Origin of the sequence: Propionispira arboris (genome assembly GCF_900109225.1) — a bacterium.
GTDB classification, from domain to species: Bacteria; Bacillota; Negativicutes; order Selenomonadales; family Selenomonadaceae; genus Propionispira; species Propionispira arboris.
In genome coordinates this window covers 238718-261609 of sequence record NZ_FNZK01000004.1, presented here as the reverse complement: position 1 = coordinate 261609, position 22892 = coordinate 238718, and the positions used below count along the sequence as shown (strand labels likewise).

23 protein-coding genes, 1 rRNA gene and 1 riboswitch are annotated in these 22892 nt (G+C 38.4%); of the genes, 6 read left to right on the top strand and 18 right to left on the bottom strand.

From position 1 onward, the window contains the following. The 7 genes from BMY14_RS06025 to ade form a co-directional block, all read right to left on the bottom strand. A 16S ribosomal RNA gene (locus BMY14_RS06025) occupies window positions 1-109 on the bottom strand; the annotation flags it as partial. A gap of 371 nt (window positions 110-480) precedes the next feature. Next, window positions 481-750, bottom strand: coding sequence for an OadG family protein (locus tag BMY14_RS06020; RefSeq protein ID WP_143063142.1), 270 nt, complete (start codon window positions 748-750; stop codon window positions 481-483). A gap of 122 nt (window positions 751-872) precedes the next feature. Then, on the bottom strand, window positions 873-1133 hold the full coding sequence (locus tag BMY14_RS06015) for a GIY-YIG nuclease family protein (protein ID WP_019555135.1): 261 nt from the start codon (window positions 1131-1133) through the stop codon (window positions 873-875). Beyond that, window positions 1133-1729, bottom strand: coding sequence for a peptidylprolyl isomerase (locus BMY14_RS06010; RefSeq protein WP_019555136.1), 597 nt, complete (start codon window positions 1727-1729; stop codon window positions 1133-1135). Before BMY14_RS06010 ends, BMY14_RS06015 begins: the two co-directional genes overlap by 1 nt. 12 nt (window positions 1730-1741) lie before the next feature. Continuing rightward, the gene (locus tag BMY14_RS06005; RefSeq protein ID WP_091830110.1) at window positions 1742-2458 is read right to left on the bottom strand and encodes an MBL fold metallo-hydrolase; all 717 of its coding nucleotides are present in this window, start codon (window positions 2456-2458) and stop codon (window positions 1742-1744) included. Between the two features lie 130 nt (window positions 2459-2588). Then, window positions 2589-2852, bottom strand: a complete 264-nt coding sequence (locus tag BMY14_RS06000; RefSeq protein WP_091830108.1) for a hypothetical protein — start codon at window positions 2850-2852, stop codon at window positions 2589-2591. After that, a complete protein-coding gene (gene ade / locus BMY14_RS05995; protein ID WP_091830106.1) occupies window positions 2845-4593 on the bottom strand; it encodes an adenine deaminase in 1749 nt (582 codons plus the stop codon). The genes BMY14_RS06000 and ade overlap by 8 nt, the downstream gene beginning before the upstream one ends. Window positions 4594-4686: 93 nt before the next feature. Here ade and BMY14_RS05990 point away from each other — a divergent pair, with 93 nt between their 5' ends. After that, window positions 4687-4902 carry a (2Fe-2S)-binding protein gene (locus BMY14_RS05990; RefSeq protein WP_091830104.1) on the top strand — a complete coding sequence of 72 codons (216 nt, stop codon included), beginning with the start codon at window positions 4687-4689 and terminating at the stop codon, window positions 4900-4902. Between the two features lie 65 nt (window positions 4903-4967). Here the strand turns inward: BMY14_RS05990 and BMY14_RS05985 are convergent, their stop codons facing one another. The 6 genes from BMY14_RS05985 to BMY14_RS05960 form a co-directional block, all read right to left on the bottom strand. Next, window positions 4968-5873, bottom strand: coding sequence for a YitT family protein (locus tag BMY14_RS05985; protein WP_091830102.1), 906 nt, complete (start codon window positions 5871-5873; stop codon window positions 4968-4970). Window positions 5874-5894: 21 nt separating this feature from the next. Further along, window positions 5895-6494 carry a hypothetical protein gene (locus tag BMY14_RS05980; RefSeq protein WP_091830100.1) on the bottom strand — a complete coding sequence of 200 codons (600 nt, stop codon included), beginning with the start codon at window positions 6492-6494 and terminating at the stop codon, window positions 5895-5897. Between the two features lie 16 nt (window positions 6495-6510). Further along, complete coding sequence (locus tag BMY14_RS05975; RefSeq protein ID WP_091830098.1) at window positions 6511-8700, bottom strand: DNA topoisomerase III; 2190 nt, start codon at window positions 8698-8700, stop codon at window positions 6511-6513. Between the two features lie 177 nt (window positions 8701-8877). Further along, on the bottom strand, window positions 8878-9201 hold the full coding sequence (locus BMY14_RS05970) for an AzlD domain-containing protein (protein ID WP_091830096.1): 324 nt from the start codon (window positions 9199-9201) through the stop codon (window positions 8878-8880). Beyond that, the gene (locus tag BMY14_RS05965; protein WP_091830094.1) at window positions 9194-9898 is read right to left on the bottom strand and encodes an AzlC family ABC transporter permease; all 705 of its coding nucleotides are present in this window, start codon (window positions 9896-9898) and stop codon (window positions 9194-9196) included. Before BMY14_RS05965 ends, BMY14_RS05970 begins: the two co-directional genes overlap by 8 nt. Before the next feature lie 202 nt (window positions 9899-10100). After that, window positions 10101-11333 (bottom strand): aminopeptidase, encoded by a 1233-nt coding sequence (locus BMY14_RS05960; protein ID WP_091830092.1) that lies wholly within the window; start codon window positions 11331-11333, stop codon window positions 10101-10103. A gap of 192 nt (window positions 11334-11525) precedes the next feature. Between BMY14_RS05960 and BMY14_RS05955 the strand changes: the two genes are divergently transcribed. Then, window positions 11526-12689: a M20 metallopeptidase family protein gene (locus BMY14_RS05955; RefSeq protein ID WP_091830090.1), complete on the top strand. Its 1164-nt coding sequence runs from the start codon at window positions 11526-11528 to the stop codon at window positions 12687-12689. Window positions 12690-12847: 158 nt separating this feature from the next. Here BMY14_RS05955 and BMY14_RS05950 read toward each other — a convergent pair whose 3' ends face one another. Next, window positions 12848-13294, bottom strand: a complete 447-nt coding sequence (locus BMY14_RS05950) for a CBS domain-containing protein (RefSeq protein WP_091830089.1) — start codon at window positions 13292-13294, stop codon at window positions 12848-12850. 202 nt (window positions 13295-13496) lie between these two features. Then, window positions 13497-13596: riboswitch (THF riboswitch) on the top strand. A 66-nt stretch (window positions 13597-13662) separates the two neighbouring features. Here BMY14_RS05950 and BMY14_RS05945 point away from each other — a divergent pair. Continuing rightward, window positions 13663-14169 carry a folate family ECF transporter S component gene (locus BMY14_RS05945; RefSeq protein WP_091830087.1) on the top strand — a complete coding sequence of 169 codons (507 nt, stop codon included), beginning with the start codon at window positions 13663-13665 and terminating at the stop codon, window positions 14167-14169. A gap of 69 nt (window positions 14170-14238) precedes the next feature. On the opposite strand, the gene BMY14_RS05940 is transcribed toward BMY14_RS05945, so the two are convergent. Further along, entirely contained in the window at window positions 14239-15642 is a 1404-nt protein-coding gene (locus BMY14_RS05940; protein WP_091830085.1) for an aspartate ammonia-lyase, read from the bottom strand. A gap of 263 nt (window positions 15643-15905) precedes the next feature. Here BMY14_RS05940 and BMY14_RS05935 point away from each other — a divergent pair, with 263 nt between their 5' ends. From BMY14_RS05935 to BMY14_RS05925, 3 genes are all read left to right on the top strand, one after another. Then, window positions 15906-16913, top strand: a complete 1008-nt coding sequence (locus BMY14_RS05935; protein ID WP_091830083.1) for an AI-2E family transporter — start codon at window positions 15906-15908, stop codon at window positions 16911-16913. A gap of 82 nt (window positions 16914-16995) precedes the next feature. Further along, window positions 16996-18660 (top strand): ABC transporter ATP-binding protein, encoded by a 1665-nt coding sequence (locus BMY14_RS05930; protein WP_245741286.1) that lies wholly within the window; start codon window positions 16996-16998, stop codon window positions 18658-18660. 1 nt (window position 18661) lies between these two features. Next, entirely contained in the window at window positions 18662-20563 is a 1902-nt protein-coding gene (locus BMY14_RS05925; RefSeq protein ID WP_091830079.1) for an ABC transporter ATP-binding protein, read from the top strand. Window positions 20564-20599: 36 nt separating this feature from the next. On the opposite strand, the gene panD is transcribed toward BMY14_RS05925, so the two are convergent. From panD to panB, 3 genes are read right to left on the bottom strand one after another with little or no spacing between them, the layout of a single operon-like run. Continuing rightward, window positions 20600-20983, bottom strand: a complete 384-nt coding sequence (gene panD, locus BMY14_RS05920) for an aspartate 1-decarboxylase (RefSeq protein WP_091830077.1) — start codon at window positions 20981-20983, stop codon at window positions 20600-20602. A 5-nt stretch (window positions 20984-20988) separates the two neighbouring features. Continuing rightward, window positions 20989-21837, bottom strand: a complete 849-nt coding sequence (gene panC, locus BMY14_RS05915) for a pantoate--beta-alanine ligase (RefSeq protein WP_091830122.1) — start codon at window positions 21835-21837, stop codon at window positions 20989-20991. 39 nt (window positions 21838-21876) lie between these two features. After that, window positions 21877-22713 carry a 3-methyl-2-oxobutanoate hydroxymethyltransferase gene (panB, locus tag BMY14_RS05910; protein WP_091830075.1) on the bottom strand — a complete coding sequence of 279 codons (837 nt, stop codon included), beginning with the start codon at window positions 22711-22713 and terminating at the stop codon, window positions 21877-21879. Window positions 22714-22892 lie beyond the last annotated feature (179 nt).

The following is a 22892-nucleotide window of genomic DNA, read 5'->3' as shown; positions in this document are numbered from 1 at the left end:
CACCCGTTCGCCACTAAGTATTTTACCGAAATAAAATACTCCGTTCGACTTGCATGTGTTAAGCACGCCGCCAGCGTTCGTCCTGAGCCAGGATCAAACTCTCCAATAAATTATATTAGAGAACCTTGATAGGCTCTTTAAAAATCTAAATTATCTTTTTTGTTAAAAGAAATTGTTAGTTGTTGTTTTCAAACGCAAGCGTTCGAAAACCGCACATCTGGCTTGATACATGTTGGTGAACATATATCTTTTTGTTTTCTACATTGTTTAGTTTTCAAAGAACACGTTGCTGGCACTTGCTTAAGTCAGCTTATATAGATTATCACATCCGCAAGCGGCTGTCAATATCTTTTTTTGAAACCAGTTTATGTCATTGCCTTAAAGACAAGTGAATCCGTGATTTCGTTTTTCTGTTTTCGCCGTTGTTATTGGCGACTTTTAATATACTACACTCTTTCAGCTTTGCTGTCAATACTTTATTTATCTTTTGAATGGCTGCTTACCACTTTCCGTTTGTGCCAGTTCCTTCCACCTTTTATTGACAACTGGTTTTACAGCTTTAATTTTAAAATCATTATAGCCATAAGCCATAATAGCTGCTGTGAAAACCGCCGCCAATTCTTCATCAACGCTAATAACCTCCACCAATTCGCTTGGTTCTGCTTCTATTTTCGTAATTTTAACCTGCTTCGATTCTGCAAACAAATTCTTTACTTCTGCGATTATTCCTGAAAAAAATCCTTTACTCATATATTCCCCTGCTTTCCTATTCATCAGCAGCCCATTTAGAACTACCATAAAACATACTCGTTGCCCTATCACTGATTTATAAAAGAGGCGGCTGATCCGCCCCTATTTAAGAATCATTCAATTTAAAGCGGCTTTGGTACAAAGCTGTTAATGAGCTGTAATTTTTGATCTCTTTTTAATTGTTTAATAGCATACTCTCGTTTTTGTGCTTCTTGTTTTGTAATAAAGCTCTCAAAATACACCAGTTTTACCGGTATACGGCAACGAGTATATTTTGCTCCTTTTTTACTGTTATGATTTGCTAAACGTTTTTCTAAATCACTTGTCCAGCCCGTATAGAATGTTCCATCGGCACATTCTAGAATATAAGTGAAGGCATCCATTATTTTTGTTCTTGAATCGTTATTGTATTGATAACAACATCTTCTACCGGTTTATCATTCGGACCTGTTTGAACTTTACCAATTGCTTTTACAACATCCATATTTTTAATAACTTTACCAAAAACAGCATGTTTACCATCAAGCCATGGTGTTTTGTCTAATGTAATAAAAAATTGCGAACCACCAGTATTAGGACCAGCATTTGCCATCGATAAAATACCTGGCGCATCATGTTTTAAGTCAGGATGGAATTCATCCTTAATCGTATACCCTGGACCGCCCATACCAGTTCCTTCCGGGTCACCACCTTGAATCATGAAACCAGCAATAACGCGATGAAAGATAAGATTGTTATAAAAACCTTTATCCACCAATGTTATAAAGTTTTTTGTTGTCTGCGGAGCTTTATCTTCAAAAAGTTCCACTGTAAACTGACCTTTATTTGTATCAAAAACAGCTACTCTATTTTTGGCGTTTGTCGCTAACGGTGCTGCATCAGCTTTTGTATCAGCCTGTCCCGCTGCACTACCAAAACAACCCGTTGTAAGAAGCATAAACATGGTAACGATTGTAATCATTAAAGTTTTTTTAGACATTGATCAACTCTCCTATTTTATTATTTGTATAGTTTCACCTGGTTTGACTGGAATCCAAAGCGGAATATCCTTTTCTGGCTCAAACAAGTCTTTTGCTGGAACCCATGGAGCATTTTGCGCATTATGCATCGTAACCAATTGTTTGACTGTCGTCCTGCGGCAAAACTCCCTGACTCCCAAATCACAAAATTCCTCCAGCCGCAAATCCACTGGGAAAAATGCTACGTCAGCTTCTAAGCCATCCAATTTTTTCATCTGCTTCATAAAACCATTTTTCGCCAATGAATTATTTTCTTCCGTATCACCTTTCCAGTGCCACCAATTAAAGTCGCCAGCATGAAAAATATTCCAGCCTTCTACTTCGACTAAAAACGAAATCCCCGCATCCGTTGAACTAAAGGATGTCACTTTAATGTTATCTGATGCATATTCATCATAGATATCTAAATACTTCACTTTTTTCGCATTGATTTTTTCCACTTCCGGATTTTGCTTAATATCAAAGCTTAAAAAGTATTGCACTACGTGTTCTTGGAACGAACTAATCACTGGATTAAAGTGATCATAATGAACATGTGAACTGAAAACATAGATTTGTTTTCCCGTTTGCATTGCCGGAATTATATCATGGTGTGGATCTTTAAAATAATCAAATACCAATACAGTTTGATCTAATTCAACGATAAAGCCACTATGTAACATATAGGTTATTTTTGCTTGTTTTGGCATATCTGTTCTCCTTATCATAAAATTCATATCCGTTTAACATATTGTTTTATTTTATCACGGATCAGACGATAAATCGAATCCATTCAATGAACATTTTAAAAATCCAAGTTTTTTTCTTATAATATCGATTTTACCGATTGCAACGACGTTTTTTCTTACTGCTTACAGTTAAATTACGATTACCGCTGCGTTTATTTTCTTGCAGTCCCTGTGTGGCAGCAAGTGTACGACCACGTTTCCATAAAATAAAATATTTCACCAAAATGAGCAGCATACTTATGCCAAAAATCACATCCATGACACTTTGCAAGGTATCGCCAAAAGGCCACTGACGTGTTAACAAATGCCAACCAAAAATGAAGGCAAATGCAATATCGATTATTTTATCAGACATTAACATGGCCCCTTTCCGATGAAATTTCTTCTACCATGACTGGAACCAAAGCAAAGGCATTGACGTCAACAAGGCCTAAATCCGTAAGCTTCAATTCTGGAATAACCGGCAATGCCAAAAATGCTAACGTCAAAAAAGGATCGTAATAATCATAAATCCCCAATTCATGAGCAATTTTTTTCAAAAAGGACAAGCGTTCTTCAACAAAAGTAACACTCTGATCTGACATCAATCCGGCAATTGGTAGTGCCAGCGATCCTAGAACTTTTCCTCCAGCCACAATAGCCAGACCGCCTTGAATACGTTCTAATTCTTTTGCCGCTGCTATAATGTCCTCATCACAATCACCAATTGCAATAAGATTATGCGAATCATGTGCAATCGTCGAAGCAATTGCACCTTTTTTGAGTCCAAAACCTTGTACCAGTCCAACCCCAATATTACCAGTCGCATGATGTCGTTCAAATACAGCTAGTTTTAATAGATTCTGACTTGCATCAGCCATCACGCAGCCACCCTGCACGGGTACTTTCATTATGAGATTTTTAGTAATAATTTGATGTGGTACCAGTCCAATCACTCTTGCCGTATCACCATATGCGGCAATTTTCAATTTAGCCGGATCGATTGGTGCCAAATGCATGGTGCGTTCAATATCCGCTGGGATTTTTGCCGTAGTATCAAATAAAGCTGCTTTATTTTTCGCGACCATAACACCGTCTTTAAATACCATACATGGTTTCCATTCTTCCAAATCGTCAAAGACGAGAAGATCTGCCTTATATTTGGGTGCAATTGCTCCAGTATCTTCCAAATGAAAATATCGGGCTGAGTTGATTGTCGCCATCTGCAATGCCGTCGCAACCGGAATACCTTCCTCTACAGCAACTTTTACCATATGATTGATGTGTCCTTCTGCAATCAGATCGGCTGGGTGGCGATCATCGGCGGCAAAGCAGCAAAATTGAGATGTATATGCATTAATCATAGGCAGAAGCGGCCGTAAATTTTTAGCGGCCGAACCCTCACGAATCATAATATACATACCAGCACGCAATTTTTCCATTGCCTGATGTGGTGTTACACATTCATGATCGGACTGTACCCCGGCTGCTGCATAAGCCATTAAATCATTACCAGACAAGCCCGGAGCATGTCCATCAATTTTTTTATGCTTTGCCAAACGAATTTTATCCAATACCATCGGATCCGCTGCAAGAACCCCCGGATAATTCATCATTTCACCCAGCCCCAGAATTCGTGGATGGTCAATCAATTCTGCCAAATCCGCTGCCAAAAGTTTTGCCCCTGAATTTTCTAAGTGGGTTGCCGGTACACAAGATGGCAGCATCATATAAACATTCAACGGTAAATCTTCTGTCGCATCAAGCAAATAACGAATTCCTGACATTCCTACGACATTCGCAATTTCATGCGGATCAGCAATCACCGTTGTCGTACCAGCTGGCACAACAGCACGAGCAAATTCGAGCGGGCTAAGCATTGAACTTTCCAAGTGGATATGTCCATCTATAAAACCTGGCGTAACATATTTCCCTCTTAAGTCAATTTCTTGTTCTCCCTCATAGTTTCCAATTCCCGCAATTCGCCCTTCAACAATCGCGATATCTCCTTTTATAAACTCACCAGTAAACACGTGGAACACTTCGGCATTCTTTAAAACAAGCTCGGCTTTCCTATCGCCTTTCGCTGTCATAATCAATTTTTTTAATAAATTCATCTTTTCACCTGCAAAATTATACTTGATTTTTTTTATCATTCTATTATATTATCAAATCAACAAAAAATAAATACAAGAAACGAGGGATTCTATATGAATGAAGATCTGCAAGCGGCTGTCATCGATAAATTAACAAAAACCTGTACTTGTAAAAGCATTAATCGTATGGCTGTCAAAAAAGCTATCGTCAGTGGCTGTCATACCGTTGAAGCCGTAAACAAGGCTGTTGGAACTGGAAGCGGCGCCTGTAAAGGTCGCGGCTGCGGTCCACGCATCCAAGAAATTCTTGACGATTTTTTGAGGGAATAAATTTTTTCCTTTACTAGTAGAAAAAGATGCCGTGATTTCACTCACAGCATCTTTTTTTCATGCCTTTATTTTTTAATAAAAGCTGCTAAATGTTCTTTTTCTTTACGATCTTTGATCATTTTATCAATTTTATCCCGCGGCAAAGTAAAGCCACGCCCCATGACTTCATTGGCACTGAGCACAATCATAAAAGCCATTGGATCAATGATATTCGCAATAATCTTTATTTTAGCAATTTGTGTCAAATTCACCACAACAAAAATAACTTTTTTTTCCTGATGGGTAAAAGCACCTTCTCCTTTTAGAAAAGTAACCCCACGACCAACTTCTTTAATGATCTCATCGGCAATATCGACCGTTTTGTCTGAAATGAGAATAATCGTTTTTTTATTATTAAACCCAGCTACAACTTTATCCGTAACCAAAGAACAAACAAACATGGATATTAATGTAAACATGGCAGGTTTTATACCAAAAAGCATGGCTGCCAATACCATAATCACACAATTAAAAGCAAAAATAACACCGCCCATGTTCAAGGAATAATATTTTTTTGCAATGGCAGCTACAATATCAAAGCCACCAGAATTACCATTCACCCGAAAAATAATTCCATAGCCGATTCCCGTGAATACACCACCATAAATCGCAGCTAACATAGGATCATCGACTACATTGTAAGCTTCTAAAAATTGCAGGCCATCAATGCAAAGTGAAAACAAAACTGTGCCAAAAATTACATCAATCGTATAAGCCTTCCCCATCGTTTTATACGCTGCAAATAATAACGGTAAATTATAGATGAGCATTTGTGTACCGATTGGTAGACCGAACAAGTAATAACAACTGATTGCAATTCCACTAATACCACCACTGAGCAAATTATTTGGTACTAAAAATAAGTTAATCGCAGCGCTGCTGATTAAGCAGCCAAATAAAATCAGGCCATAGCGCAAAACTTTTCCCTGCATTATTTACCTCCTGAATCTTTACTATTGGTTCGTTTTGACACGGCTGGTATCAATATCCTTTGACCCCATGTAGATTGTATTTACATCATTTGGATTCACAGACTGATCCAAGTCGGCATCCGAAGTTTTTATATCACTCTTTTCATCAACGATTAAATTCGTGATGCGAAATCCGGTCAAATAACCCTCGTCCGGATCAAGCTGTAAAAGTAGTTTTTCCTGTTTATCTTTTTCATTCACATAAATATAAAACAGTTTACCGCCCAGCATCGTTCTGGTGGATTTCCCATAGACTTTCTGCATTTTATATGGTGTTGCCCCAATTTTAATACCATTTACATCAACATAGTTTTTATCGCCAATTTGTATATCAACAACTTGATTATGGATCGTATCAAAACCAATTTTCGTATCATCTTTGTACATATAATATGTCACCATGGTACCAGCAATCAATTTACTTAGATCAAAACGAGGATTGCCAATTTTCTCAGTCATCGATTGATAATCGTCGCCCAATTTTATTCCCTTATAACTAAAACTCGCATCATTTCTCATCGCAAGAACCGTCCCAGACAACGTCAGCAATAAGCATACAAGTATTATGATTTTTTTCAGCATTACTATATCCTCCTGCTCACTTTAAATTCAACTTGGCCAGCGCTTCGGCAAGAGCTGTATTGATCGGTTCATCTGTTTGCTTTTTCTGTTCATTTAAATATCGTGCCACTTCACTTTTCGACACACGATTGACATTTTCCTTGCTTTTTCTTTTTTGGAATGAAGCTAATTTTTCCCGATAGCCACAGGAACAGACAAAAATCTTGCCTTCACCCTCGCCACGCATTTCAAGCTTTTTATGACAAGTTGGACAGCGGGCATTCGTAACCAAAGAAATCGATTTTCTATACCCGCATTCGCGGTCTTGGCAAACGAACATTTTACCCTTTTTTCCATTAACTTCAAGCATAAATTTCCCACATTCCGGGCATTTTGTCCGAGTCATATTATCATGATGGAATTTGGCTTGTGAATTTTTAATTTGCTGAACAAGCAATTTTGCATATTCTTTAATATGTCCAATAAAGGCTGTCTGAGCCAGTGATCCTTTGGCTATTGAAATTAACTGTTGTTCCCATTTGGCCGTAAGTGCTGGTTCTTTAAGGTCATTTGGCACCAGTTCTAAAAGCTGACGTCCTTTCGCTGTCACAAAGATATCCTGACCACGTTTTTCAATCACAAAGCTGCCAAATAGTTTTTCAATAATATCCGCCCGTGTTGCTACTGTTCCCAGTCCACCTGTCTCACCAATGGTTTGTTTTAATGATTTGCTGTCACCTGACATATATTGTACCGGATTTTCCATTGCAGCCAACAACGTACCTTCCGTAAAGGGTGCTGGTGGTTTGGTCTGCCCCTGCGTCAACATCACTTTTATGTTTTTTAGCACATCACCTTTATGTAAATTCGGCAATGCTTGCTCGACAATCGTCTCGCTGCTCTTGTCCTCATCATAAATGCCCCGATAAACTTCTTTCCATCCTAAACTAGATACAATCTTGCCACGCGCCATAAAATTCTCTTGTTTTATTTTCACAGTCATTGTGGTTTGTTCATATTCAAATGGTGGATACAGAACGGCAATAAAACGTTTTACGACAAGATCATAAATTTTTCTTTCCTTATCGCTTAAAGCCGTCAAATTCACAAATTGCTCCGTCGGGATAATCGCATGATGATCAGATACCTTTGTATCATCCACAAAGTGTTTACTGGGTTTAATTTGCTTGCCTGCCTGAAAAGCAATTTTCGTATAAGGTCCAACACCACATGCTTTAAGTCGATCTTTTAGTGTCGGTACGATATCGGCAGAAATATAGCGAGAATCCGTCCGTGGATAGGTTAATACCTTATGCGACTCGTACAATTTTTGCATAATTGAAACCGTTTCTTTGGCGGAAAAAGAGAAGATTTTATTGGCATCACGTTGTAATTCTGTCAAATCATACAGCTGTGGGGCAAAAGATTTTTTAGCTGTTTTTTCGATCTGTACAACCTCCGCTGGTGCCCCTGCCAACGATTTAAGTAGATCATCCATTCTATTTTTATCAAAAGAATGCACTCCTGAATTTTTTGCATCCTGCCATGTCAATTTCAGTGTACCAGACTGTGCACTAAGTCCATAATATGTTTTCGCAATAAAATTATGAATTTCATTTTCGCGCATTGCAATGATTGACAAGGTCGGCGTCTGTACTCTTCCACAGGAAAGCTGGGCATTGTATTTACAAGTCAAAGCCCTTGTTGCATTAATACCTACATACCAATCTGACTCAGCTCTCGCTACCGCCGAATGATATAGATTTTCATAATCCTTACCAGCACGAAGCTTCGTAAATCCTTCTTTAATAGCTTTATCCGTTACAGATGAAATCCACAATCTTTTCACTGGCTTATGAATTTGAGCTTTTTCTAAAATCCAGCGTGCTACAAGTTCGCCTTCACGACCAGCATCTGTCGCAATAACGATTTCCGTTACATCTTTACGGCGCAGCTGTTCCTTTACTGCATGATATTGCTTCGAGGTTTGCCGAATCACTACCAAATCTAATTCTTTTGGCATAATTGGCAGCTCATCGATCTTCCATGTTTTATAATTTTCGCCATAAGCTTCTGGATCAGCAAGTGTAACCAGATGCCCCAACGCCCATGTCACAATATATTTACTGCCTTCGATAAAACCATTACCCGATTTCGTACAACCAAGTACACGGGCTAAATCACGGCCTACCGAAGGTTTTTCTGCTAACACACAAATTTTACTCATAAGAAACCTCACTCTATTTATCGTTATAACTTTATAGTAACACAACTTCATGAAAATAATCAAAATCAAATGAACTTCTAAGAAAAATCGAAACGAACCTGTTGCCCATTTAGCTCGGCATCATCAAAAAAAGAACTTTGTCCGAAAAAATAACCAGACAAAGATATCGACCAGACCTTATATAATATTTTCTAACATCCAAAAAGCAGCCATCCCTACCAGAATGCTTTTACTTAGCGACTTCGTTTTAACTGCTACAATAAAAACAGCAATAGATGCCAAAAAGCTGATATTTGTTAAATTAAAATTTAATTGACTGCCATCCAAAAATATTTCTGAAAAAACCAATGCACCAAAAACCGAAGTCGGCACATAATTGAGCCAGCGCTCTATCCAATGAGCTAATTTCACTTTCGCTAAAATGAACGGCGGTAATACCCTTGGTATATAAGACACGATACACATGCCTACTGTACAAACAAAGATTTCTTCACTACTCATTGTTTTCACATCGCCCCTCTACAACACAGCCTATTGTAGCCGCAATCAGTGTCGCTGTTACAATATGCAATTTATGCGTTAAAATCCCTGACAAAGCCAAGGCGATACACCCCGATAAAACACCAATGATAATGAGTTTTTTATTAACAAAATGAAAAGACCATAACCCAATGAACATTGCCGTCAAAGTATAACTCACCACCGCCATATCGATTACCAGAATATTTCCAGCAACATTGCCTAATACATTACTAAAAATCCAGCAGCCGTGGGCTAATATATTAACACCTAACGCTTTATCTGCATTCCACGTTGTCTCGTGACCCGAAAAGTTGCTCATATTCACTGCAAAGGTTTCATCTGTAATTCCTTGAGCAAACAGACTTAAATATGTATTATTTTTTTTCATCAGGTAAACTGCCAAACTTGAACTATACAGCATATGCCGCAAATTCACAATAAAGGTAGTCATGATGATTGATGTACTCGATGCTGCCCCTCCCATCATTGCCAATGCAATGAATTGGCCACTGCCAGCAAAAACCAACAATGACATAACCCCCACCTCGAAGGGAGTCAAGCCAACTTTTTGTGATAAAACGCCGCCAGCGAAACCTAAAGGCAAATACCCCAGCCAAATTGGCCAAACCGCCTTCACAACCGCTTTATTAAAAATATCCTTTAAAATATGCAGCACCTTCTATCCTGTTCTTTATTATTTAAATCAAAACAAAGAATTATCTTTCTTTTTAATTGCAATATGATCAGTTACCTATATTATATATAGAACAAATCCATTTAGCAATAAACAGTTCAATAACTTAAAAAACGCAGCAAAAACACCCCTGATCAAAATCAAGTGTCTCTGCCGCATTTTCTTAGATTAAATTTTGTTTAGTTTAAAAAGAAACGAAATTTCCATTTTTAAATACAGCGACTGCTGTGCCATCTTTCATAATACCAGTAATTTCTAAATCTTCGGTTCCAACCATAAAATCTTCATGAACCAAAGAGTCATTCACGCCTGCTTTGTGCAGCTCTTTCGCACTCATATTTTCCCCATTTTTAATACAAACCGGATAGGCTTTACCGAAAGCTAAATGACACGATGCATTTTCATCAAATAATGTATTATAAAACAAAATTTTGGAATTTGAAATCGGTGAATCGTACGGCACGAGTGCTACTTCACCGAGACGCGCCGATCCTTCATCTGTTTCCAGAAGTTTTGCCAGAATTTCCTGCCCCTGCTCCGCCGAATAAGCGATGACTTTTCCTGCCTCAAAGGTCAACGTAAATTTATCAATCAAATTCCCATGATAATTGAGCGGTTTTGAACTCACAACCGTTCCATTCACACCATCTGCTTTTGGCATACTATAAACTTCTTCCGTTGGCATGTTCGCTACAAACGGTCTTTTATCTGGTGTCAACTCAGCGCCGCTGATCCAAAGATGTCCATCGGGAAGTTCAATTTTTAGATCTGTACCGGCAGCATTCTTATAATGCAAATATTTAAAAGCATACTGATTCATGAAATCTTTTGCTTTTTCAAGATTGCCTAAATGTTTCTCCCAATTTTTCACAGGATCACTTTCAGCATCGATCCGTACCGTTTGAAAAATAGTCTGCCAAAGTTTATCCACAGCCTCTGCGGTTTGCATTTCGGGAAAAACCTTTCCAGCCCAAGCAGCTGTTGGAATCGAAACAACACACCAAGCATTCTGGTTGCTCATCATCCGTTCTCGATATTCTTTCAGCGCTGTGCTGCTGGATTTTTGAGCTCTGGCCATACGATCTACATTCACAGCCTTAAAGATTTCCGGGTCCGACGCAGCAATGGAAATAAACGCTGCCTCTTGTTTGGCATAACCAATATATAACTGCTTTCGCCACTCAGGAAAAGCATCAAAGACTTCTTCCGGCGCCATAGTAAAGCGAATTTTTTCGAGTTTTTCGTCATTCCAGCTTACAATAACCTCTTTTGCCCCAGCGTTATAAGCAGTCGTCGCTAAGAGTCTTGTAAACGGCGCACATTCGATAGGTGAATTGATCACCAGCAGTTGATCTTTTTTTAAATTGACACCTGTATGAATAACCAGGCGAGCATATTTTTCTAATTTGTTTTGCAAATAAAGCACCTCCAAGATATAACATTCTTCTTTGATTATTGTATCATATCCCAGTCAATAGCGAAAATCAAAATTCCACAGTGCCAAGGCGGCTCTGCCTACACAAAAAATTTATAATTGCGTATTTGCCATAACAATCAATCTATATTATAATAATGCATATATTTTTAATATGAAAAGAAGGTCTTTACTATGACAGATATCTATAGCTGTGCAAAACAGCATTATGATTGGGCTGTAAATTTACGCCGCTATTTTCACGTTCATCCAGAACTCAGTGGTCAAGAATATAAAACACAAGAAAAAATATGTCAGGAATTACAATTGCTTGGGGTTTCTTTTTATAAAGCAGCTAAAACAGGAGTTATCGCTGAAATCAAAGGAGGCAATCCGGGTAAAACCATCGCAATCCGCACTGATATTGACGCACTGCCACTACAAGATGCCTGTGGTCAAGATTATCAGTCAGAAAACAAGGGAGCCTGTCACGCCTGCGGACATGATGGACATATGGCTATTCTTTTTGGTACAATCCGCATTTTAAACGACGTAAAAGCAGATTTGGCTGGAACGTTTCGCTTTCTCTTTCAGCCCAGCGAAGAAGAATTTCCCAGTGGTGCTAAAGAGTTAATCGCAGCTGGTGCATTAGATGGTATTGATGCCATTATCGGGGCACATATTTGGCAGCCAGTTCCATTAGGCACGATTGGTATTTCTTACGGAAATCTAATGGCTGCACCGGATAAATTCCAGATAAAAATCACAGGTAAAGGCGGGCATGGTTCGATGCCCGAGCAAACCATTGATCCTATATTGACGGCAGCCCAAATCATCTTAGGTCTGAACACCATTGTCAGCCGCAACATTGACCCACTTGATTTGGGTGTTGTCTCGGTAGGTTCCATTCATGCTGGACAGGCATTCAACATTATTCCCGAAACAGCAGTCATTGAAGGTACAGTTCGTTCGTTTTCCGAAAAAATCCAAAAGTTAATTTTCAACCGCATCGAAACGATTACACAGGGAATATGTGCTGGCAACGGAGCCACTTACACCATTGATACCGTCATGGAAAGGCCTGCCGTCATCAACCACCCTGCTTATACAAAAGCGATAAAAGATGCTGTTGATCTTTGCGAAAGTAACATAAAAGCGAAAGAAATTGCACCCGTTATGTCAGGTGAAGATTTTTCCTATTATCTACAGCAAGTACCTGGTGCATTTTTCTTTATCGGTACCGGCTCCGCTAAAAGCACCTATCCGCACCACCATCCAAAATTCGATATTGATGAGGAATGTATCCTTTATGGTATGGAAGTCATGGCTCGTGCCGCCATTTTATTAGCAAAATCCTAAAAAAAGGGTTGGCCGGAAAATCCGGTCAACCCTTTTTTTATATAACTTTTCCGATCATCTCCTATAACTAAGAGATTTTTATCATACTTGTTTTTCTGGTTTACCCTAACGATTTTAGCCATTCCCCCTTTCAATGAAAAATTTGAAAGTCAATGATTTCATTCAATCAGAGTTCGAATCATATCCGTACGGCTAATCATACCGACCAGATTGCCCGCTTTGATTACCGGTATGCGCTTAATATGATGTTCAATCATCAATTTTCCCACTTCACTAATATCAACATCTTCATCGACAACAATGACTTTTTCCGTCATGATTTCCTCTGCCGAAAAAGCAATCATTTTTCTAAAATCTTCATTATATTGTTTTAAACCATTATAATACACAATTGCCCCTAAAATATTGAGTGCATCAGGAATTCTTGGCACAACTTCTTTGTGCAGAAGATCACCTTCGCTGACAATTCCTAACAGCTTTCCATCAGTCCCCACGACCGGCACACCAGAGATCCTATTTTCAACAAGTATCTTAGCAATCTCCTGAATTGTCGTCTTTGGACCTACTGTTATCAAATTATCTGCCATAATATCTCTTGCTTTCATAAAAAACACCCCATTTTACCAGGCTCGTATCAACCTTTAAAGTTTTTTGATTATTTTGTTAATATACTAATTCTATTTTTTTAACCAATCTCCTGCTAGAAGCAACCGTTTTAAATTTATTTATAATTATATTTTTTATTATCCTGCTTCATTTAAAAAGCAGGATTTTTTTCTTTTATCTATAATTCTTAATTATATCACTAGCAGAGTAAGTCGTTGTGCGTCAAGTGTCAGATGAACGGGGAGTTGACATCTGAACGAAAAGCTAAAAGCTTGCGGTACAGCCACTGCATCCCGCTGTTACATTATAGAGAACATCTCTCTTATGTAGCAACGTCGCTATTAAAATTACATAAGGAGGTGTTTTTTTGTTTTCTTCTAAAACAAAAACCGTAGTCTTTAGCGGTGTATTTATCGCCTTAACGGTAATTCTCACGCATGTTTTTGCCATCCAGACACCATTTCTGCGCATCAGCTTTGGTTTTTTGCCAATTGCTGTGTTTGCTATGTTATTTGGTCCCTGGAAAACAGGTTTAATGGCTGCCATAGCTGATATATTAGGTGGTATGATTTTTTCTCCTGGTCTTTTTTTCCCAGGATTTACATTGAGTGCTTTCCTGGCTGGTGTCATTTATGGTTATTTTTTCTATAAGAAAGAAATTACCATAAAAACACTTTTTATCGCCAGCAGCTTGATTTTATTATTCATTGATCTGGGACTTAATACAATTTGGCTTAGCATGCTATACAATAAAGCAGCTGACGCGATTATAGTAAGTCGTGCCATCAAGTCCCTGCTGATGCTCCCGATTCATATTTTTCTACTCTATATGGTTCACAAGCCATTATTACTGTATTATAAACCGCTAAAATAGAAGAAATGGAGATTCCTGTAATTTACAGGAATCTCCATTTCTTTATATCTTAAATCGACTATGAATTTTTTATTTTAAAAGATCACTGCCAGCAATACCAGGCTGTGTCATTTCAGCTGGTGACAAAATATGATCCATTGCCGCTTTTGTGAGCAAACCTTTTTCTAATATAATTTGGCGAATTGGCTTACCAGTACTATAAGCTTCTTTTGCCAGCATGGATGAATTTTCATAACCAATATGCGGCAGTAATGCAGTTACAATTCCCACACTCTTATCGAGCCAAGTTTCACACTGCTGTCTGTTTGGCTGCAAATCAATCAATAATTTATCAACAAATGTATTCACTGCATTTGTTAAATAACGCATCGAATTAAATAAATTAAAAGCAATGACTGGTTCCATAACATTTAATTCAAACTGACCATTTTCAACGCCAAGGCTGACTGCCATATCATTGGCAATAACCTGGTAGCAGGTCTGGTCCAGTACTTCAGCAATTACAGGATTTACTTTTCCTGGCATAATCGAAGAACCTGGTTGACGGGCTGGTAATTTGATTTCATTCAAGCCGCAGCGCGGACCGGATGCCATAAGTCTAAAATCATTTGCCATTTTAACTAATACTAAAGCTGTTACTTTGAGTGACCCTGAAACATCGGCAAATCCATCTGTATTATTCGTTGCATCAATTAAATTAGTCGCTGTAATAAATTTTTCACCAGTAATATCTGATAAAGCTTTTTCTACAGCCTTTATGTATGCAGGTTCTGCATTTAGACCTGTCCCAACAGCTGTAGCCCCCATATTGATAGTATGGACACCGTCTACTGCATATTCAATACGTTTGATACCACGGCGAATAGCGGATGCATACGATGCCATTTCCTGACCCAATGTAATTGGCACAGCATCTTGCAGATGAGTACGACCCATTTTTAATACATCTTTATATTCAACAGCCTTCTTTTCAAGTTCAGCAACCAAACGATTCAATGCTTTGATCAGTGAAATGCTTTTATGTATAATACATACTTTGATGCCTGTTGGAAAAGCATCATTTGTTGACTGTGCCATATTTGCATGATTATTCGGAGAAATAATATCATAATTTCCTTTGGCTTCACCAATAATTTCTAAAGCCCTGTTTACCAAAACTTCATTTGTGTTCATATTAACAGATGTTCCTGCTCCGCCTTGAATCGGGTCCACAGGAAACTGATCATGTAATTTCCCGGCAATGACTTCATCCGCTGCTGCGACTAAAGCATTCCCTATTTTTGCTTCCAATCGACCAGTGGACATGTTTGCAATTGCTGCTGCTTTTTTTACAAAGGCCATTGCAATAATGAAGTCACGGTCCAATCGTTCTCCCGTAATATTAAAATTTTCCATAGCGCGTAATGTTTGCACCCCATAATATACATCATCCGGTACTTCCATTTCACCTAAAAAATCATGTTCTTTTCTCATTTTTAATCTCCAGCCTTTCTCTCTCGCTATAAGATTCAAAATTATCATAAGGTTTTGAATCTTGTTTCTATTAATTTTAGTTATGTTTTAATTACCTTACAAATGCATTGTATCATGTATACAATGTGCAATCAAGTACTTTTTGGTATTTTGTATACAAAAATACCAAAATATTTTTATTTTTTAAAAATGCTCTATATTATATGAAATTTAAAGAAAAACACGTTATAATAAAAGCACGATAAAATATACAGGAGGTCCCTATGTGGCTTAAATATCGAACATCCATCTTTGTCGGAATCAGTTTTTCTTTATTGTTCTCCATGCTTTGGTTTTTTCAATCTTTAGCTTTTATCAGTTTTATTTCACTACTCTTAACGCTTTTGCTGCGTTCCAGTGTTGAGCGTTTGACAAAAAAAATGCCGCGAAGTCTGGCATCGGGAATTATTTTACTTACTTTTATTGCTGCCGTGATTACATTTTTAGGAATGGTATCAAAAACATTTGTCCCGACTTTTGCCGCTTTTATAGCCGATATACCACGTATTTCGAGTACATTGCAGGATTTACCGATCTTTCATATATCCGATTTTATCACACAGGAGATTGAATCTTTACTAAAAGAAATGACGGCTTTCAGCATATCAGCTTTGACGTCTTCGTTAAGTATTATCTTCAGTATTTTTAGTAAATTTATTGACCTCGTCATTATCTTGTTTGTTACGTTTTATTTATTAAAAGATGGTGAAGAAATCAAAAATTACATGGTCGGTCTCTTTCCCAGAAAAGATAATTCAAGAATCTTATCTTTATTCAATGATATATTAGAAGCACTGCGCACCTATATCCGCAGTCAAATCACCATTTGTTTTATCACGGGTATCATCGTGTTTTTGTATTTCACGATCCGGGATCTTCCCTATGCCTCCGTATTTGCTGCTGTATCTGGCATCAGTGAATTTGTCCCTGTCGTTGGTCCAACGCTCGCTTCAGCCTTTGGAACGATCCTTACAACTACACAATCACCAGTCTACGGTGCACAGACTTTGATTTTCTACATCATCCTTACACAAGTAAATCACAATATCATCTATCCCTATTTAATAGGCAAATCACTAAATCTTCATCCAGTAGCGATTATTTTGAGTATTATTTTCGGTGGGGAGCTCCATGGCGCCATTGGAATGTTTCTTGCCGTTCCCTGCATGGTCATCATCAAACTAGTCGTAGAAGATATCTGCAAAGACCGCCACAATATAATAACAAAATAGAAGGACATGTGTATAAGTTATGATACGAAAACTACTACCCTGTTTAGGGACTTATAAAAAATATGCCATTTTAACGCCACTGATGATTGGAATCGAAGTCTTGCTTGAAGTATGGATTCCCTGGATTATGGCTTCCATTGTCGATCATGGTATCCAGGGAAACGGCGGTATTGACTATACTGTAAAAATGGGATTACTCATGATTATTATGGCCTGCTGCTCTTTATTTTTTGGTGCCTTAGCCGGTAAATTTGCCGCACAGGCTGGCATCGGCTTCGGCAAAAATCTACGAACTCTGCTTTTTGCCAAAGTACAAGAATTTTCATTTATCAATGTCGACAAATTCACTACAGGATCTTTAGTTACCAGGCTGACAACGGATGTAACCAATACGCAGAATGCGTTTATGTTATTGCTGCGTCTAGCCTTTCGTGCCCCAATTATGCTTATCGGTGCAACGTGTATGGCCATCTATGTGAATCCCCACTTATCACTGATTTTTTTTGCAGCAATTCCCTTTTTATCAATTGCTTTATATTTCATTTTGGTTAAAGCTCATCCACGCTTTTTAACTATGCTCAAAAATTATGATAGCATGAATAGTATTGTTCAGGAAAATTTGATAAATATTCGCGTTGTAAAATCTTTTGTAAGAGAAAACTATGAAAAGCAAAAATTTGCCAAATCCGCTGAAGCCGTACGAAGCGCTCAATTTTTTGCGGAAAAACTAGTTATTTTAAATATGCCGCTCATGGAAATTTGCATGTATTGCTGCATCATTGCCGTTTTATGGTTCGGCGGCAGTCTCGTTATCAATTCTACTATGGAAATCGGCGAACTTTCTAGTTTTATCAGTTATATTATGCAAATTTTAATTTCACTTATGATGATTTCGATGCTTATGATTATTTCTGTACTGTCACGAGCATCCCTGGGGCGCATATCCGAAATCATTGACGAACATCCCGCTCTTCATGACAATAAAGCCGGCTATGCTGCACCACTAAATGGTTCAATTGAATTTCGTGATGTCTCCTTTGCCTATGATGAACTTTCGCAAAATCTAGTATTATCCCATATCAACCTGAACATAAAAGCCGGTGAAACGATTGGTATCATTGGCGGCACAGGCTCAGGCAAAAGCACCTTGGTCCAGCTAATTCCCCGTCTTTATGAAACCAGCACTGGACAAGTCTTCGTTGATGGTAAAGATGTAAAAAAATATCGTCTGCCAGCACTGCGTGATACCGTGGCGATGGTTCTGCAAAAAAACCTTGTGTTTTCAGGTACTATTCGCGAAAATCTTTGTTGGGGTAAAAAAGATGCTACCGAAGCCGAAATGATTGCTGCCTGCAAAGCAGCCCAAGCGCATGACTTTATTATGCAATGGCCTGAAGGCTATGATACCAATTTAGGTCAAAATGGTGTAAATGTCTCCGGTGGTCAAAAACAAAGACTTTGTATTGCCAGAGCACTTTTGAAAAGACCAAGAATCATTATTTTTGATGACTCAACGAGTGCCATTGATACAGCAACCGAAAACAAGCTCCGTAAAGCGTTAAAAGAACAAGTGCAAAATGCAACAATGATCATCATCGCACAAAGAATATCATCTTTAAGCGATGCAGATCGAATTATTGTTATGGACGATGGTAAAATTGATGCCTTTGGTTCACACCAAGAACTTCTGCAAACGAATAAAATTTACCAAGAAGTGTATAAATCTCAGCAGAAAGGGGTGTCTTGATATGCCAAAGCCAAAAGCAATGAATTTCCAGCATCCCATTGGTGAAAAGCCGAAAAACATCTGGCCAACCATTCGCCGTATCTTTTTTTATATGAGGGAAGATACATTTCTCTTTTGCTTTATATTTGCTGCCATTGTTTGCAGCAGCGCCGCCCAAGTCATTGGAGCCGCTTTACTTCAATATATCATTGATGATTTCATTTTGCCACTTGCGCAAAATTATAATGAAGATCTACAACAAGGTTTCATTAAAATATTGTTCTATATGGGAATCATTTATTGCCTCGGTGCAGCCGCATCTTACACCTATATGCGGCTGATGCTGTTATTATCAACAAAAACATTATATAAGATACGCCAGGACTTATTCCATAAAATGGAGGCATTGTCGATACATTATTTCGACCAGCATACACATGGTGAATTGATGAGTCTATACACCAATGATACCGATACCCTGCGCGAAATGCTTTCCAATAGTGTTGCAAATTTTGTAGCAGCATCATTGCTTCTGCTTGGCGTATTTTCCACAATGCTTGTCTTTAGCTGGCAACTCACCGTGCTCGTTATACTCCAGCTTTTTCTCATTTTTTATTGTATGAAGAAGATAGGTGGCAAAAGCCGCTTATATTTTAAACAGCAGCAGAATGCTTTGGGACAGCTCAACGGTTTCATTGAAGAAATTATCGATGGTCAAAAAGTTGTAAAGGTTTTTTGTCATGAAGAACATGCTTTGACTGATTTTAGCAAATTAAATGAAGACCTATGTCGCGTAAGTACAAATGCAAATATCTTTTCTAATATACTCATGCCCATCATGTCTAATATTGCGAATATCCACTATGCACTTACGACCATTCTTGGCAGTATCTTAGCGATTTATGGAATTTTGTCGGTTGGTACGGTTATAGCATTCTTACAGCTCACCCGTAATTTTTCTATGCCAATCACACGTATTTCACAACAATTCAATACGATGCTAAGTGCTTTGGCTGGTGCCGAAAGAATTTTCCGTCTAATTGATGAACCACCAGAAGAAGATCAAGGCTCCATTACCTTGACAACGAGTGATGACAAAAGAAATACAATCAATGGAGATACGACTTGTGACTTAAGTCTTTTTAGCTGGAAAATCCCTCATAAAGATGGAACTTTGACCTATCACCCCCTCACCGGTCACATCGAATTCAAAAACGTTTTTTTTGGCTATAAAACCAATCAACCCGTTTTAAAAGGAATCAGTTTGCAAGCTGTACGTGGACAAAAAATTGCTTTTGTCGGTTCAACTGGAGCTGGTAAAACAACAATTACCAATCTAATCAACCGCTTTTATGATATAGCAGAGGGTACGATTTTATATGATGGAATTCCCATCAAAAAAATCAGTAAGACTTCTCTTAGGCAATCGTTATCGATGGTTTTGCAAGATACCCACCTTTTTACAGGAACGGTTATGGACAACATTCGTTACGGCTGCCTCTCGGCAAGTGATAAAGCTGTTATCCATGCGGCAAAGCTCGCCAATGCAGACACCTTTATAAGGCATCTGCCGCAAGGTTATGAAACTGATTTAACTGCCGATGGCATCAATCTTTCGCAAGGTCAACGGCAACTGATTGCAATTGCCCGCGCGGCAGTAGCCAATACACCTGTATTGATTTTTGATGAAGCAACCTCCTCAATTGATACAAGAACCGAAGCATTGATTGATGAGGGTATGAAAAGTCTCATGCAGGGGAAAACCGTCTTTATCATCGCCCATCGTTTGTCGACTGTTAAAAATGCGGATATGATTATGGTTTTAGAACAAGGTACAATCATTGAACGTGGCAGTCACGATGAACTTATCGAAAAAAAGGGCAAATATTATCAGCTCTATACCGGCATGTTTGAATTATCCTAAAAAACAGGTCCAGCTCAGTTGAGTTGGACCTGTTTTTTAATTGTATTGGTTTTCGTATTCAATATAACGAATTTCTTTTATTTTATTCTTTGCATCTACCATCACAACTAGTGGTTGGTATACCTCTGCTTCTTCTTGATGCATAAAAACATAAGCCATGATAATTACAATATCATTTGGTTGAACCAGGCGAGCCGCCGCACCATTGAGACAGATAACACCTGAACCTGCTTTGCCTGGTATAACATACGTTTCCAGCCTTGTACCATTATTGTTATTGACAACCTGCACTCTTTCATTTGGCAAAATATGTGCTGCTTTCATAAGATCGCTGTCAATCGTAATACTCCCCATATATTGTAAATTTGCTTCTGTTACAACCGCGCAATGAATCTTTGATTTCAGTAAATTTAACAGCATCGTGTTCAACCTCCAAAAACAATATTATCAATCAATCTTGTTTGCCCGAATTTCACAGCAACTGCTAACAAAACCATTTGATCCACCATTTCTATTTTTTCTAATGCTGGGAAAGAATACAGCTCAACATAATCAAGCTTAGCTAATGGTTCACTCATGATAGAATCAGCCGTAAGTTTTTTTAATGCTTCGACATTGGTTTCGCCTGCCAAATAGTTTCTTTTCGCTTTTTTCAGGCTAACTGATAAGATATAAGCTGCTTTTTTTTCAGTTTCTGACAGATAGGTATTCCGTGAACTAAGCGCTAACCCATCTTTATCGCGAACAATCGGCACCACTTGAATCACAACATTCATATTGAGATCTTGAACAAATTGTTTAATAACAACAACCTGCTGGGCATCTTTTTGACCAAAAAAGACCTGATCTGCTTCGGTTATATGAATGAGTTTTGTCACAACGGTTGCCACGCCGCGAAAGTGACCTGGTCTAGAAGCACCACAAAGTTTATCTGTTTTACTTCCATCAACCATAATATATGTATTAAACCCTTGCGGATACATTTCTAACGGTTCTGGATGAAATACAGCATCAACACGTTCACTCTCCAGTTTTACACAATCACTTTCAAAGACACGTGGGTAGGTCGTAAAATCTTCATTCGTTCCAAACTGGATCGGATTCACAAAAATACTGGCAATGACGATATCGCATTTTTGTTTAGCCGCATGCATCAAAGCTAAATGCCCCTCATGCAAAGCTCCCATGGTTGGAACCAAACCAATTGTCTTCCCTTGGCGACGTATTATTTGAATATAGTTTTTAACATCGGCTATCGTACGCAATATTTTAATATTCATGGATTACACCCCTATTTTATAGTTAATGAACATTCAATATAATTTTCCAATAATTTCGTCTGAAATTTTAAAGGTATGCTGCTCGGCGGGAAATTGTCTGCTTGTCACGTGCTGTTTATAGTCAGCAACAGCTGTCAGCACTAGTGTATTCATATCCGTAAATTTATGAACGAATTTCGGTGAAAAACCACTTGATAAGCCGATCATATCATTCACGACCAAAACCTGACCATCGCAAGCATTGCCCGCACCGATTCCAATCGTCGGCACCGAAATCGCAGCTGTTATCGTACCAGCAAGCTTCGCTGGCACACATTCCAGCACAATTGCCGAAACGCCCGCTTGAGCTAAAGCCTTTGCATCATCCATCAGCTTTTGGGCTGCCATTTGATCTTTCCCCTGAACTTTGTAGCCGCCAAGCTGATTGACTGATTGCGGCGTAAGTCCCAAATGACCAATAACAGGAATACCGGCTGCTAGTATTTTTTTCACAGCAGCCAAAATTTCAATCCCACCTTCTAATTTCACAGCCTGTGCCTGAGTTTCTTTCATAATGCGTCCAGCATTGCTTACGGCATCTTCTGCTGAAATTTGATATGACATAAATGGCATATCAATGACCACCATGGAATATTGGGCACCACGGCATACCGCTCGACCATGATGGATCATATCTTCTACCGTAACCGGTATTGTCGAATCATATCCTAAAATAACATTTCCCAGAGAATCTCCCACCAGGATCATATCGATCTTCGCACAATCAAGCAAAGACGCCATCGTATAATCATAGGCTGTAAGCATTGTAATCGGTGTTTTTGTTTCTTTCCTCTCTCTTAATGTCGCTACTGTTACCCGTGTGTTTTGCATTTTGTACCTCCAAAAATAATTTTTGGCAAAATAAAAGCCTTCCAACCAAATCCAGCTGAAAGGCGCACTTATCCATAACGATTCTTATGACCATTACCTTTCTGTCTCAGTCTTCACTAGATCTAAGCAGATAAAACTACTATTCTTTTTTGCTTTGCATGTAAAAGTATAACTCGATC

Excerpts from the sequence above, each read along its gene's own strand:
- BMY14_RS06020 (WP_143063142.1), bottom strand. The coding sequence starts at position 750 with ATGAGTAAAGGATTTTTTTCAGGAATAATCGCAGAAGTAAAGAATTTG.
- BMY14_RS06015 (WP_019555135.1), bottom strand. The coding sequence starts at position 1,133 with ATGGATGCCTTCACTTATATTCTAGAATGTGCCGATGGAACATTCTAT.
- BMY14_RS06010 (WP_019555136.1), bottom strand. The coding sequence starts at position 1,729 with ATGTCTAAAAAAACTTTAATGATTACAATCGTTACCATGTTTATGCTT.
- BMY14_RS06005 (WP_091830110.1), bottom strand. The coding sequence starts at position 2,458 with ATGCCAAAACAAGCAAAAATAACCTATATGTTACATAGTGGCTTTATC.
- BMY14_RS06000 (WP_091830108.1), bottom strand. The coding sequence starts at position 2,852 with ATGTCTGATAAAATAATCGATATTGCATTTGCCTTCATTTTTGGTTGG.
- ade (WP_091830106.1), bottom strand. The coding sequence starts at position 4,593 with ATGAATTTATTAAAAAAATTGATTATGACAGCGAAAGGCGATAGGAAA.
- BMY14_RS05990 (WP_091830104.1), top strand. The coding sequence starts at position 4,687 with ATGAATGAAGATCTGCAAGCGGCTGTCATCGATAAATTAACAAAAACC.
- BMY14_RS05985 (WP_091830102.1), bottom strand. The coding sequence starts at position 5,873 with ATGCAGGGAAAAGTTTTGCGCTATGGCCTGATTTTATTTGGCTGCTTA.
- BMY14_RS05980 (WP_091830100.1), bottom strand. The coding sequence starts at position 6,494 with ATGCTGAAAAAAATCATAATACTTGTATGCTTATTGCTGACGTTGTCT.
- BMY14_RS05975 (WP_091830098.1), bottom strand. The coding sequence starts at position 8,700 with ATGAGTAAAATTTGTGTGTTAGCAGAAAAACCTTCGGTAGGCCGTGAT.
- BMY14_RS05970 (WP_091830096.1), bottom strand. The coding sequence starts at position 9,201 with ATGAGTAGTGAAGAAATCTTTGTTTGTACAGTAGGCATGTGTATCGTG.
- BMY14_RS05955 (WP_091830090.1), top strand. The coding sequence starts at position 11,526 with ATGACAGATATCTATAGCTGTGCAAAACAGCATTATGATTGGGCTGTA.
- BMY14_RS05950 (WP_091830089.1), bottom strand. The coding sequence starts at position 13,294 with ATGAAAGCAAGAGATATTATGGCAGATAATTTGATAACAGTAGGTCCA.
- BMY14_RS05940 (WP_091830085.1), bottom strand. The coding sequence starts at position 15,642 with ATGAGAAAAGAACATGATTTTTTAGGTGAAATGGAAGTACCGGATGAT.
- BMY14_RS05935 (WP_091830083.1), top strand. The coding sequence starts at position 15,906 with ATGTGGCTTAAATATCGAACATCCATCTTTGTCGGAATCAGTTTTTCT.
- BMY14_RS05930 (WP_245741286.1), top strand. The coding sequence starts at position 16,996 with ATGATTGGAATCGAAGTCTTGCTTGAAGTATGGATTCCCTGGATTATG.
- BMY14_RS05925 (WP_091830079.1), top strand. The coding sequence starts at position 18,662 with ATGCCAAAGCCAAAAGCAATGAATTTCCAGCATCCCATTGGTGAAAAG.
- panD (WP_091830077.1), bottom strand. The coding sequence starts at position 20,983 with ATGCTGTTAAATTTACTGAAATCAAAGATTCATTGCGCGGTTGTAACA.
- panB (WP_091830075.1), bottom strand. The coding sequence starts at position 22,713 with ATGCAAAACACACGGGTAACAGTAGCGACATTAAGAGAGAGGAAAGAA.